13 protein-coding genes are annotated in these 12,770 nt (G+C 69.6%); 5 read left to right on the top strand and 8 right to left on the bottom strand.

The window, feature by feature from the left end; translation table 11 throughout:
• The first annotated feature begins 103 nt into the window (after window positions 1-103).
• From SPR02S_RS31895 to SPR02S_RS31885, 3 genes are read left to right on the top strand one after another with little or no spacing between them, the layout of a single operon-like run.
• Window positions 104-574: a MarR family winged helix-turn-helix transcriptional regulator gene (locus SPR02S_RS31895; protein WP_019061090.1), complete on the top strand. Its 471-nt coding sequence runs from the start codon at window positions 104-106 to the stop codon at window positions 572-574.
• Window positions 571-1,992, top strand: coding sequence for an MFS transporter (locus SPR02S_RS31890; RefSeq protein WP_019061089.1), 1,422 nt, complete (start codon window positions 571-573; stop codon window positions 1,990-1,992). The genes SPR02S_RS31895 and SPR02S_RS31890 overlap by 4 nt, the downstream gene beginning before the upstream one ends.
• 40 nt (window positions 1,993-2,032) lie before the next feature.
• On the top strand, window positions 2,033-2,629 hold the full coding sequence (locus tag SPR02S_RS31885; protein WP_019061088.1) for a cysteine hydrolase family protein: 597 nt from the start codon (window positions 2,033-2,035) through the stop codon (window positions 2,627-2,629).
• A gap of 8 nt (window positions 2,630-2,637) precedes the next feature.
• On the opposite strand, the gene SPR02S_RS31880 is transcribed toward SPR02S_RS31885, so the two are convergent.
• The 4 genes from SPR02S_RS31880 to SPR02S_RS31865 all read right to left on the bottom strand — a co-directional run bounded on the left by SPR02S_RS31880 (window position 2,638) and on the right by SPR02S_RS31865 (window position 6,680).
• Window positions 2,638-3,588 carry an RNA polymerase sigma factor gene (locus SPR02S_RS31880; protein WP_019061087.1) on the bottom strand — a complete coding sequence of 317 codons (951 nt, stop codon included), beginning with the start codon at window positions 3,586-3,588 and terminating at the stop codon, window positions 2,638-2,640.
• 220 nt (window positions 3,589-3,808) lie between these two features.
• The gene (locus SPR02S_RS31875; RefSeq protein ID WP_019061086.1) at window positions 3,809-5,218 is read right to left on the bottom strand and encodes a carotenoid oxygenase family protein; all 1,410 of its coding nucleotides are present in this window, start codon (window positions 5,216-5,218) and stop codon (window positions 3,809-3,811) included.
• A 95-nt stretch (window positions 5,219-5,313) separates the two neighbouring features.
• Complete coding sequence (locus SPR02S_RS31870) at window positions 5,314-6,006, bottom strand: alpha/beta fold hydrolase (RefSeq protein WP_019061085.1); 693 nt, start codon at window positions 6,004-6,006, stop codon at window positions 5,314-5,316.
• Window positions 6,007-6,080: 74 nt separating this feature from the next.
• On the bottom strand, window positions 6,081-6,680 hold the full coding sequence (locus SPR02S_RS31865) for a hypothetical protein (RefSeq protein WP_019061084.1): 600 nt from the start codon (window positions 6,678-6,680) through the stop codon (window positions 6,081-6,083).
• A gap of 188 nt (window positions 6,681-6,868) precedes the next feature.
• Here SPR02S_RS31865 and SPR02S_RS31860 point away from each other — a divergent pair, with 188 nt between their 5' ends.
• A complete protein-coding gene (locus SPR02S_RS31860; protein WP_019061083.1) occupies window positions 6,869-7,564 on the top strand; it encodes a DUF998 domain-containing protein in 696 nt (231 codons plus the stop codon).
• Window positions 7,565-7,626: 62 nt separating this feature from the next.
• Window positions 7,627-8,214 carry a TetR/AcrR family transcriptional regulator gene (locus SPR02S_RS65775; RefSeq protein WP_019061082.1) on the top strand — a complete coding sequence of 196 codons (588 nt, stop codon included), beginning with the start codon at window positions 7,627-7,629 and terminating at the stop codon, window positions 8,212-8,214.
• A gap of 87 nt (window positions 8,215-8,301) precedes the next feature.
• Here SPR02S_RS65775 and SPR02S_RS31850 read toward each other — a convergent pair whose 3' ends face one another.
• The 4 genes from SPR02S_RS31850 to SPR02S_RS31835 form a co-directional block, all read right to left on the bottom strand.
• Window positions 8,302-9,768, bottom strand: a complete 1,467-nt coding sequence (locus SPR02S_RS31850; protein ID WP_019061081.1) for a WGR domain-containing protein — start codon at window positions 9,766-9,768, stop codon at window positions 8,302-8,304.
• 242 nt (window positions 9,769-10,010) lie between these two features.
• Complete coding sequence (locus SPR02S_RS31845) at window positions 10,011-10,220, bottom strand: DUF397 domain-containing protein (protein WP_019061080.1); 210 nt, start codon at window positions 10,218-10,220, stop codon at window positions 10,011-10,013.
• Window positions 10,202-11,044, bottom strand: coding sequence for a helix-turn-helix domain-containing protein (locus SPR02S_RS31840; protein WP_019061079.1), 843 nt, complete (start codon window positions 11,042-11,044; stop codon window positions 10,202-10,204). Before SPR02S_RS31840 ends, SPR02S_RS31845 begins: the two co-directional genes overlap by 19 nt.
• Before the next feature lie 317 nt (window positions 11,045-11,361).
• On the bottom strand, window positions 11,362-12,690 hold the full coding sequence (locus tag SPR02S_RS31835; RefSeq protein WP_019061078.1) for a class I SAM-dependent RNA methyltransferase: 1,329 nt from the start codon (window positions 12,688-12,690) through the stop codon (window positions 11,362-11,364).
• Between the last annotated feature and the right edge of the window lie 80 nt (window positions 12,691-12,770).

The raw sequence follows: 12,770 nt of genomic DNA, 5'->3' as shown, positions 1-12,770 counted from the left end.
ACCGCCTGATCCGACCGCCTGATCCGACTGTGTGATCCAGCCGACAGCAGGAAACTACACAAGTAACTTGGCAAAGTTACTTGTGTAGTTTTACGTTGGATCCATGACCACGAACCCCCCGCCGCAGCAGTCCGTCGCGACCGCTCAGCGGCTCAACGACGCGATGACCCGGCTGCGCGCCCGGCTGCGCACGGAGTCGGGGCAGCACGCGACCGGCCTGACCCTCACGCAGCTCGGCGTGCTGGCGAGCGTCGTACGGGAGGGCCCTGTCACCGCGGCGCGGCTGGCCGCGCTGGAGCGGGTCAGCGCGCAGTCCATCGCGCAGAGCCTGGCGGTGCTCAAGGCCGCCGGGCTGGTCCGCAGCGAGCCCGACGCGCAGGACGGCCGCAAGAAGCTGATGAGCGCCGACCCGTCCGCGACCGAACTGGTCGAGAAGCTGCTCGCGGGCCGCGCCTCCTTCCTGGCCCGGGCCATCGACCAGCTCGTCGCCCCGGACGAGCGCAAGGACGTAGAGAAGGCCATCGAGCTGCTGGAACGCCTCGCCACGACCGAGCTGAACGACGGCGGGATATGAGGACCGGGACCGGCAAGGTGTCTGGCCCGGCGCGCGAGCTCGTGCGCAAGCCCTTCGCCTGGACCTTCACGACCCCGCTCTATGTGGGCGCCGGACTCAACCCGGTCAACAGCTCCATCATCGCGACCGCGCTGGTGCCGATCGCCACCGAGCTGCACGTCGCGGTCGGCAGCACCGCCGTACTCGTCTCCTCGCTCTACCTGGCCAGCGCCGTGGCGCAGCCCACCGCCGGGAAGCTGGCGGAGGTGCTCGGGGCGCGCCGGATCTTCCTCGCCGGGATCGTCCTGGTGCTGCTCGGCGGTGTCGTCGGCGGCCTCGGCCAGAACCTGGCGATGCTGACCGTGGCCCGGGTGCTGGTCGGCATCGGTACCTCGGCCGCGTTCCCCTGCGCGATGGTGCTGATCCGGCGCCGCGCCCAGGACGCCGGACTCGACGCCCCGCCGGGCGGAGTCCTCGGCGGCATCGCGATCGCGGGCATGGCCACCGCCGCCATCGGCCCGCCCATCGGCGGACTGCTGGTGGGCGCCGCGGGCTGGCGCTGGGCGTTCCTGATCAACATCCCGGTGACCCTGGCCGCGATGGTGATGGCCGTGCGCTGGCTGCCCAAGGACCCGGCACTCGACCGCACGGACAACGGTTTCCGCCGGGTCGCCGACCGGATCGACCTGCCCGGCATCCTCGGTTTCGCTGTGGCGATGACCGCGCTGGTCATCTTCCTGATGAGCCTCCCCCGCCTCGGGTGGACCGCGCTCGCCGTCTTCGTGCTGGCCGCGGTGCCCACGGTCTGGTGGGAGCTGCGCAAGCCGGCACCGTTCTTCGACTTCCGCGGCCTCGCCGCCAACGGCGCCCTGACCCGGACCTATCTGCGCCAGGCGCTCTCCCTGCTCGGCACCTACACCGTGATGTACGGCGTGACCCAGTGGATGGAGGCCGCGCACGGCTTCTCCACCGTGACGGCGGGACTCCTGCTGCTGCCGATGGGCGCCGTCTCCGCGCTGCTCTCGCGCCCGCTCGCCCGCCGCAATCTGATCCGCGGCCCGCTGATCGTCGCCGCGGTGACCATGCTGATCGGCTCGGCCGGGATCATGCTGCTCTCCTCGCACAGCCCGGCGATCGCGATCGTGCTGGTGTCCCTGATCTTCGGCGTCGCCTCGGCGACCACCACCGTCGGCAACCAGACCGCCCTCTACCTGGAGGCGCCGCCCGACCAAATAGGCACCGCCTCCGGCCTGTTCAGGACCTTCGGCTACCTCGGGACGATCACCTCCGCCGTGATCGGCGGCATCGTCTTCCGCACCGGCGTGACCGACCACGGTCTGCACATCCTCGGCCTCGTCCTGGTCGGTGCGGGCCTCGCGGTCCTCCTGCTGACCGTCCTGGACCGCCGTCTGATGGGCCGCGCCACCAAGACCACCTGACCGATCCCCCTATGAAAAACCCCATCAAGGAGAACCTCGCGTGAGCACCCCCTCCCTCCCCACGATCACCTCCGAGCGCACCGCCCTGCTGGTCATGGACTTCCAGAACGGGATCGTCCCGATCGCCCCCGAATCCGACGCCCTCGTCGAGCGGGTCAAGGACACCATCGCCGAGGTCCGCGCGGCCGGCGGCGCCATCGGCTACGTCCGCGTCGCCTTCACCGAGGACGACTGGTCGGCGGTCCCGGACACCAACAAGTCCTTCAGCGCGGTCGCCGCGGCGAAGATGCTGCACCACGAGGACGACGCCACGCAGATCGACGCACGGATCGCACCCGAGGACGGCGACATCGTCGTCCGCAAGATCCGCTACGGCTCGGGCTCGACCACCGATCTCCACGAGCAGTTGAGCGACCGCGGCATCGACACCCTGGTGCTCGCCGGGATCAGCACCAGCGGCGTGGTCCTGTCCACGGTCATCGACGCGGCCGACCGCGACTACCGCGTCCTAGTCCTGTCCGACGGCGTCGCCGACCCCGACGCCGACACCCACCGGGTGCTGGTCGAGAAGGTGTTCCCGTCCCGCGCCCACGTCATCGACACCACGGTTCTACGACAGCTGCTGCGCTCCGTCTGACACAGGGCTCACGCTGGTGCCCCGGGCGCCGTCCCGGGGAAGACCACCCGGAGTTTCCGCACCTGCCTGCCTTGGCGGAACATCAGCCAGGCCAGGGTGGGCGGGCAGGGGTTCGGGACGCCGGCCGGGGTGACGGCGTCCATCTCCCAGATGGCGATGTCGCGGCTGGCCACGACATGGCGCAGCTGCTGGGTCACGCCCTTGACCCGGGTGCTCTGCATTGCCGGGAAGGGATGGAGGCGGTCTCCCTTTTTGTTGAGAACGCCGACCAGTTCGGTCTCCGCAGGCCACAACTCCAGGATCTCCGGGGGCAGTTGGCCGCGCATGGCGCCGTCGAGCGTGACCTCGGCCTCCTGTCGGCTCTCCTCGACGAGCGCGGACACGTCGTCGTGGCCCCCGGTCGCGGTCGACAGCAGCACCTTGGCCATCTTCGCCCGGGCCTGGTTGAGCCGGCTGCGCACCGTGCCGACCGGCACCTCGCAGACCTCGGCGATCTCCTGGTACGAGGTGATCCCGCTGAAGTGCCGCAGCATCAGCACCAGCCGCTGCTGCTGCGGCAGTTCCTCCACCGCGTCCCAGATCCAGTCCCGCATCGCGTGCTGCTCGACGACCCGCTCGGGGTGCGAGGGCTCGTCGTCCCGCACCCGCAACTGCTCCAGCGCGTCGAGCCCGGGCACCTCCCGCACGGCCCGCAGCCGCATCCGGGCGGCGTTCCGCACGATCGCCCGCAACCACGCCCCGACGGCCGCGGGCTCCCGTACGTCACCGATGCGCCGCAGCGCGGTCAACGCGGCATCCTGTACGGCGTCCTCGGCGTCGGGGCCGTAGCCGAGCAGGCTCAACGCGACCGCACGCATGGGCGCTTGATGGCGTGTCAGCAACAGACCCAGGGCATCGGACTCGCCGGCCTGGGCCCTGCGGGTGAGTTCCTCATCCGTGGGGTGGTCGAGGGGCACCATGAAGCCTCCATGCGCACACATCACAAGCCCTGGGCCACTCCGGGGAGTTGGACTCATGCTCTCGGGACCCCACTTCTCCCACCCCCCGATGAACGGGAGATGGACCCCACATGTCGGACCGAGGGGACCCTTGTCGAGGAAGATACGCCGCTACGGCTCCTCGACGGGCCCCCTCGACCGGATCGGTCAACTCGCCTCCACATCAGGCCTGTTCAGCGGGTCAGCCCTGTTCGGCGGACCCGGGCTCGGGCAGCCAGCTGCCGTGGAAGCCGGACGGGACCGGGTACGGCAGTTCCACGACCGCCTGCACGGAGAGGTCACCGGCGTTCAGGACGAGGAGTTCACCGGCCGCGCCGTTGTCGTCCGAGACGAGCGACATGAGCCAGCCCGCGTCCTCGTCGGTGCCGTCCGACGCCGGTACGAAGACGGCCTCGCCGGAGTAGCGGCTGCCGGGCGTCTTGTGGACGTCACCGGTCTGGCGCTCCAGGTCGTGCTTGGCGATGCCGTCGCCGTTGACCGTGTAGAGGTAGCGGTTCCGGCGCCCGGTGAGGGTCTCGTTGTGGGTGGGGAACTCGGCCTCGCGGTCGTCCAGTTGGGTCTCGGTGACCCGGCCGGCCACCGGATCCAGGGTCCACCGGTACAGGACGGAGGGGGCCTGGGTGTGACCGGGTTCGCGCACCCCGACCTGACCGTTCGGCACACCGGGGACGCTCGGCGTGCCCTGACCGGTGGGTCCGCCGATGTCGCCCCAGACCTTCCGGAACCCGGCGTCGTCGTAGCGCACCGCGTCCAGCACCACACGCCCCTGCACGTCCTCATAGGCGTTGCCCACATGGAAGACGTAGCAGGGGTCGACGTCGAACCAGCGCACGTCGGTGGAACCGTGCTCGCGGGACATGATCCCGATCCGCGCGCCGTACGCCTCGGCCCACCGGTAGGGCATGCCGCCGCGCCCGGCCAGGGTGTGGTCGAAGACGACGGGCAGGTCCATCCACACGATGTGGTTCTCGGTGATGGCGAAATCGTGCATCATCGTCGGCCCGGGCACGTCGATCGGCCGGCTGTCGAGCAACTCGCCCTCCGGGGTGACCCGGTGATAGGTGAGGTACGGCGGCGCGAACCCGGTCCCGAACAGGTGCAGTTCACCGGTGACCGGGTCCTCCTTGGGATGCGCGGTCATCGCGGTGGTCAGCTTCCCACCGAAGTCGTACGGCCCGACGGTCTCCAGCTCCGGGGTGACCCAGTAGGGCAGGCCCACCTCGCACAGGGCGAGGACGGTGTCGGCGTGCCGGATCACATGGGTGTTGGCGGGCACCGCGGCGAGGTCGACGCTGAAGTCCTCGCGGACGAAGGGATGACCCTCCAACTCCCTTGTCTTGACCCACCTGTTGCGGTACCACTCGGCACGGCCGCCACGCAGCCGGATGCCGTGCAGCATGCCGGGGCCGGTGAACCAGTGGCCCCGGTCCTCGCCGGGCAGCGGGTTCGGGCCGTTGCGCAGATAGCGGCCGTCCAGGTCGGGCGGGAGGGTGCCCCGTACGGTGAGCTCGGCCGCGGTGTACTCCTCGGGGACCGGCGCAAAGCGGCCCTGGAGGTAGAGGGGAGCAGGTGTATCGGTCTCGTTCGTCATGCTGTTTTCCTTAGAGGTTCTGTGGCTCCGTGCGCCCGAACACCCTTGGTCCGGGCCGGAGTTGGCCGCGCGGCGGCGGAGAGGGTTCAGGCGGCTCAGGCGGTGGTGCCCGACGCCGCCTGCTTGATGAACGCGGCGACCTCGGCGGGCTTGGACACGTACACGGCGTGGCTGCCGCCGGTCTCGGTCACGGTCGCGCCGGCCCGCTCGGCCATGAGGCGCTGGGCGGGCGGCGGGATCATGCGGTCGTCGGTGGCGACGAGGTAGAAACTCGGCTTGGTCTGCCAGGCGGGCTCGGTCACCGCGCCCGCCAACGCCGCTACGCCCCAAGGCACTTGGGAGTCGGCGAGGAACTGGGCGTCCTCGGCGGGCAGGTCCCCGGCGAAGGACGCGGCGAACTTCTCCCGGTCGAGGAAGAGGAACCCGTCGACGGGCGGCAGGATCGGCGGAACGGGTGCGCCGGGCGGCGGGTCGGCGATGAGGGTGTTCACGGACTCGCCCTTGTCGGGCGCGAACGCCGCGATGTACACGAGCGTCGACACGTTCTCGTGGGTCCCGGCCTCGGAGATCACCGCGCCGCCGTAGGAGTGTCCGACGAGTACGGTCGGGCCGTCCTGGGCGTCGAGGACCCGTTTGGTCGTGGCGACGTCGTCCTCGAGCGACAGTGTGGGGTTCTGGACGACGCTCACGTGGTAGCCGTCGGCGCGGAGCGCGTCGTAGACGCCCCGCCAGCCCGATCCGTCGACGAATCCGCCGTGCACGAGAACGACGTTCTTTGCGATGCTCACGATGCGCCAACTCCTTTGTGGGGTAAGTGTTTTGGTGCTGAGAGGTCAGGCAGGTCGCGGGACGGGAGCGGCCGTCACTGAACGGCCCGCACCGACGGCTGGGTCTGCTCCGGTGCCTGCGCCAGTGCCATGAGTCGGGCCTGGGCGCGGGCGGGATAGACCTTCGTGAAGACGGCCGGGGCGACCAGGCCGACGACGTGGGCGGTGATGCCCACCCAGGCCGGGGCGTCCACCGCGTTGGCGATGGCCAGGCTCACGGCGATGAAGGTGAAGCCGGCTCCCCAGGCGTTGGTGATGTAGTTGTTGACCTGGACGAACTCCGGCATGTCCCAGTACTCGCGCGGGGTCTGCCGCTTGGCGATGCCCAGCGTGAAGGGGCTGCGGACCACCAGGCTCCCCCACGCGGTGGCGGCCAGCCAGACGAACGAGATGACGTCGGTGTGGTCGGCCAGCGAGGAGTCCGGCCGGGCGACGGAGACGGCGCCGATCACGACGAAGTACGCGAGGGTGCTGATCTCCAGGACCAGCGCGTCGAAGCCGACCCCGCGGCGACGGTCGTTCAGCATCATCAGCAGCCCCGTGACGAGACCGCCTATCGCGCCCCAGCGCCAGTCGAAGGACGAGAGGACGCCGGCGACGATCCAGGGGGCGAACCCGGGCAGGTAAGCCAACATTGATTGCTTCCTCGGTGGAGGGGAATGGACGCCGACTAGATGCACGGCGGCTCTCGAAGTTCGAACCTTGCAATGTGATGCCGATCACACGACCGGCGAACACCCGCGACCTCTAACCGGATAGATCTATCCACTTAATGTAGGGTGGTGAGCATGACCTGTCGAGAGGACCTGTGATGGGAGTTGTGATGGGAACGGAGACGTCCCGCAAGAACTGGCTGCCGCTGGGAGCGGCTGTCCTGGTGCTGAACGCGGTGCAGTGGGTGGTGTCCGAGGCGGTCGCCGCGGCCGCCTGGACCACCCCGCCCTACAGCTACGCCACGAACTACATCAGCGACCTGGGCGTCACGGGCTGCGGCACGAAGTTCCAGGACCGCGTCATCTGTTCGCCGGATCACACGCTGATGAACACGTCGTTCATCGCCCAGGGGATCCTGTTCGCCGCCGGGGTGATCCTGCTGGCGGTGCCCCTGCTCACGGGCCGCGCGCGCCGTGTCGTCATCGCCCTGGCGGGCGCGCACGCGGTGGGCTTCCTGCTGGTCGGCGTGTTCCACGGCTCCGCGGACGGCCCGGGCTACAGCCTGGGGCTGCATGTCGGGGGCGCGGCGGTCGCCATCCTGTGCGCGAACACGATCGTGATCATGGCGGGCTCGCTGAAGAGCCTCCAACTGCCGCGCGCGTACCGCGTGTTCAGCGTCGCGGTCGGCACCCTGGGCCTGCTGAGCGAGGCGGGCGTGGGCGTCTCGACGAGCACGGCGGGCATCTTCGAGCGGGGCGGTGTGTACTCATGGCTGCTGTGGAGCGTCGTGACGGGCGTATCGCTCCTGGTCAGGCAGACGCGCCGGGCCGCCGAGCCGAAGATGCCGGAGAATGTCCCGGCGTGAGCCCGGAAACCCCACACCAACGCCCGCTGCGAGCGGACGCGGAACGAAACCGTCGTCTGATCATGACGACGGCCGACCGCCTGTTCGCCCGGCGGGGAGCCACGGTCCCCCTGAACGAGATCGCCCGCGAGGCGGGCCTCGGCGTCGGCACGGTCTACCGCCGCTTCCCGGACCTCCAGTCCCTGGTGGACGCCCTGTTCACGGAACGCTTCACGATGTTCCTGCACCTGGCGACCACGGCCGCGGACCAACCGGACCCGGCCCGGGCCCTACGGCAGTATCTGCTGGCGGCGGCACGGTGGCGCTCCGAGGACCGCGCCCTGGAGGTCATCCTGGCCAACGCCAGTGTCGACTCGAACCCCGTCGCCCGCACCCGCGACCAACTGGGCCGCCTCGTGGACGGCCTCGCGGAACGAGCGGTGATCGCGGGCGCGGTCCGCAAGGACTTCGTCAGCGCCGATGTGTACGCCTTCCTGAACATGATCGGCGCGGTCGCGGACCGCACGCACGACGTCGCGCCGGATGCCTGGCGGCGGTATGCGGAGGTGCTGATGGTGGGGTTCGGGCTGGAGGGGGCGACGGCGGACGGTACGTCGGCGATGACGGACGAGCAGCTGTTGGAGAGTTGGCCGAAGCCGTTGGGCGAGTAGGGGCAGCAGTCCCGCGGCAGACGCGGCGGAAGCAGTGGCCTCGGGCTCTCGATGTCCCACATGGGGACGCCCGCATCATCCGGCTTGTCAGACCAGCCGCCTGATCTCCCCACGCACCCGGTAGAAGCCACCCGCGGAGGAGTGCAGCGCGTCCACCACATAGCGCGCCCCGGGCTCCCGTATCGCGCGCGGGAACTGCACGTTCCAGCCCTGCTCATAACCCTCGGACACCACATGCACCCGCACGCGGCCACCGCGCTCGAAGCACTCCACGACGACGCCGTTCCCCGCAGCGGGAACAGTGCTGATCGTGGCGACGGAGGCGGCGGTGGTCAGCGGTGCGTACGTCGGCAGGGCGGCCGCCAGTTTGATGTCCGCGGCGACCGGGACGGTGCCCGACTGGGCGGCGTTGATCGCGGCCTCGCTCGCGTCGATGCAGGCGAGCGAACCGTCCGTGGAGACGATGTACAGCCGCTCATCGTGATACTGCATCGACAGCGCCGAACCGCCGCCCGTGCCGAGCTTCCACAGCCGGGTGCCGTCGGCGGTGAAGCAGTAGACGGAGGAGGCCGAGTCGCCGGCGAAGACGTATCGCCCGCCGGGAGACGTGGCGCAGGAGTACACGGCGGCGTCGCACTGGTAGGTGGCCTCGATCGCCCCGGAGGACTTCGCGAGCCGCTGGACGACCCGCCGGCCCGTCCCGGCGTAGACCGCGTCCTGCTCCTGCCAGCCGAAGAGCACGTTGCCGTTGGTCGCGGTGTGCCAGAGCTGGCTGGTGCCGTTCGCCGCGTACGCCGTCACACCCTGGCTGTGTCCGTGGTAGACGGCGTGGTCGTCGGCCCGCACCATCCACGCGTTGTCCCCGGACGAGTTGCGCGACCACTGGAGCTCGTCCTCGTGGTCGATGACCGTCAGACCGCCGTTGCGGTCGGAGACGTTCAGTACGCCCGCGTGGATGTCCAGCCAGAAGATGTCGACCTCGGCCGCGATGTCGTAGGCCGCGAACGGCACCTTCGAGGAGAGGTCGTAGACCCGGCCGTCGTCGCAGCCCGCGTAGATCCAGAAGTCGTCCGCCACCAGGCACTTCACGCCGTCGGGCAGGGAGTAGTGCGCCAGTACCTCGCCGTCGTGGCTCAGGTTGTAGACATTGCCCTGCTGGTTGCCGACCCAGCAGCGGTCCTCGTCCACATGGATGCCGAACGCCGAGGCGCCGGTACGGAACCGCCACAGCACCGGCGCGGTCGACCGCGCGGTCGACGGAGCGGACGTCACTTGACGGCGCGTCACGGCACGGGCGGCGCGCTGCCCTTGGACAGCGGGCGCGTACCCCTTCCGCACCTTCTCGGCTATCTTCTTCGCCGCCGCGGTCCTCGCCTTCTCGTCGGTCGGGAAGGTGGTGATCTGGCGCTGCCCGTCCACCCCGATCCGTCCGTACCGCACGGAGACGGTGGTCCCCTCGACAGTCACCTCGTAGAACTTGTGCGCACCGCCGCTCTCCTGCGACAACTCCAGATACGTCGTGTTCCCCGACTGTCGTGCCTGCGCAGCGGACACAGCGCACCCCTCCCCAAGGACCTCGTCGGCCGGTGCGGCCGATCTCCAGTGATCCCAAGCTAACGGTCACCACTGACATCGAGGTCTCGGGGCAGTGCGCACAGCCTCGCGCAGCACGAACCGTCAGGTCAGGGGGCGGGAACACCCACTTGAGCGCTTCAACCGGCAGACCTGGGCGCAGAAGCATGTGACCGCAACGCACCCTTCACCCCGACCCCCGCCAAGTTCTTCACCTTGCCTGATCAGTCGCTCAACTGCCCGTTCCCGATTACCGAAACGAAGGAGTTCCACCCGCCGACAGGGAACACAAGCACCGGCCCGTGGGGAACCTTGCTGTCCCGTACCGGGACGACAGCGGCGAAGTCGTCAGAGACCTCGACGCAAGCGCCACCGTCCTGGTTGCTGTAGCTGCTCTTACGCCAGGACGCGGCAGTCAGGTCGATGGATCGCACGTGGCTTCCTCCAACATCTGCAGGATGAACTTCCGCGACTCCGCCGGGGAAAGCGCCAGGTCGCGCACCGCATCGTACGCCTTCTGCAAACTCACAACAGGGCCGGACTCCTCGATGAGTTCGCCCCTGTATCCATTCTCGGTATACGCGACGGTCCTGCCCTCCGGGAGGAGGAGGTACCACATGTCGGCACTCACGAGACCGTGCAGACCCGCGCTCTGCAGAAGCACATGGACGGTCACGTTCGGCCGCTCGGCCACTTCGGCCACGTACTCCAACTGCCCCCGCCACTCTGACCCGTCCCGCAACGGCGTCCGCAGCACCGCCTCCGACAGGATCGTCCGGAACGGTGGCGCGTCCTTCCCCACCAACAACTCCCGCCGCCCCATCCGGGCATCGACCTGCTGCTCGAGCTCCTTCCCCTCAAGCCCGCCCGCCGCCAGCATCTCCCGCGCATACCCCGGCGTCTGCAACAACCCCGGCAGCACGCTCACCGCGAAGTGCCACAAACTCACCGCCTCCGCCTCCAGCGCCATGTACCGCCGGTACCGCTCGCGGAACTGCGTATGGTCCCCGGCGGCCAGCTCCCACAACGCGAGCAGCAACCCCGGCGTCCCGTAGTGCGTGTCCAACGCCTGGACGACCTCCGGGCTACCGAGCGTCTCGCCGTTCTCCATCTTGCCGAACAACGACCAGTCCCAGCCGAGCCGTTCACCAAGCGCCCGCAGGCTCAGCCCGCTCGCTTCGCGCAGCCTCCGCAACTCCTCGGCGAACCGCTGGCGGGGTTCCTGACTGCGGTCGGTGATGACGCGCCGTTGCGGCATACCAGTTCCTCCGGGACATGCACGTGAGCGATGTGGAACATGTGGAACCACCTCCGCGCGCGACGACGACGGGAACCCACCGCCCCGTCCGCAACCCGGCCGCCCACCTCCGGCCGCATCCTCGTAACGTCCGGACTACGCAGCGTAATTCACCCAGAACAGCCGAGTCACGCAATCAGCGGAACCGCATCACTGACAAAGCCCTGGCCGACAGGTCGATCTGCGCGTGAGCGGAGGCGTTCCGCACGTGTAGCCGAGCGCAACCACTTGGCTTCAACACCCACACCGCACACAATGCACACCCACAAAACCGCAGGTCAGGACACCTTGGCGACCGGTTCAAGAATCGCCACGCACTCCACGTGATGAGTCATCGGGAACAGATCGAACGCCCGCAACGTCCGCACCTTGTACCCCCCGTCCCGGAAGTACGCCAGGTCACGAGCCAACGCAGCCGGATCACACGCCACGTACGCGATCTTCCGCGCCCCCAGCGACGACAGATGCTCCACGGTCTTCTTGCCGGCCCCCGCCCGCGGCGGATCCAGCACGATCAGGTCGACCTCGCTGATCCCCGTCCGCGGAAGCACGCTCTCGACCTTGCCCTGCTCGATCCGCACCCGCTCGAACCCGGCGAGGTTGTGCCGGGCGTCCTCGACCGCGCGCTTGCCGGACTCGATGCCGAGGACCGCGCCCTTGTCGCCGAGGCGGTCGGCCAGCGCGCCCGCGAAGAGGCCGACGCCGCAGTACAGGTCGAGGGCCATGTCGCCCTTGCGCGGCAGCAGGCCCTGCATGACCGCCTTGACGAGGGTGTCCGCGGCCATCGGGTGGACCTGCCAGAAGCCGCCGCTGCCGACGCGGTAGGTGCGGCCGTCGGCCCGCTCGCGGACGAACGCGCGGCCGTGGACGCGGTGGATGCCGCCGTCGTGCTCCTCGACGCGCATGACGGAGACCGGGCGTTCGAGCTCGACCAGGGGCAGGCGGGCGCCGGGACGGGGCTCCAGGATGACCATGCGGTCCTGGGAACCCGTCGCCGCGATCGCCTCGACCGAGGCCATGCCGGACCAGTCGCGCTCCTCGATGCCCAGCTCGCTGACACCCAGTGCCGCGATCATGCAGTGCTCGACCGGCTCGACCTCGTGCGAACGGTGCTTGCGCAGACCGGCGTTGCCGTCCACGTCCACCGCGTACTGGACGCGCGTGCGCCACCGCGGCACCTGGCCCGCGGGCAACTTGTCGCCCTCGGCCGGCATCACCGTGCCGTCCCAGCCGGCCTCCTCGGGCGTGAGCCCCGCGAGTCGCTGCAGCTGCTCGGTGATGACCTCGCCCTTGAGGCGACGCTGGGCGCCGGGCTTGGCGTGCTGCCAGTCGCAGCCGCCGCAACGGCCGGGACCGGCGTACGGGCAGGGCGCCTCGACCCGGTCCTTGGACTCGTCCAGGATCGTCACCGCGTCGGCACGCAGGAACCGCGCGCCCTCCTCACCGTCGGTGACCCGCGCGACGACACGCTCGCCGGGCAGCGCGTGCCGGACGAACAGCACCTGCCCCTCGGACGTACGGGCGATGCAGTGCCCGCCATGGGCGACGGGGCCCACCTCGACCTCGTACTCCTCCCCCACCAGCGATTTCTTCGGTTCTGCCTGCATGGCGGGGTGACTCCAAATGCGAAAGGGGGCGAGCGAAAGGACGTACACAGGGGAACGGCCGGACAACAGCCCACCAGTCT

It is taken from the genome of Streptomyces prunicolor NBRC 13075, assembly GCF_000367365.1.
GTDB lineage: Bacteria > Actinomycetota > Actinomycetes > Streptomycetales > Streptomycetaceae > Streptomyces > Streptomyces prunicolor.
The sequence above is the reverse complement of the archived record's forward strand: the minus strand, read 5'-3'. Positions and strand labels throughout refer to the sequence as shown.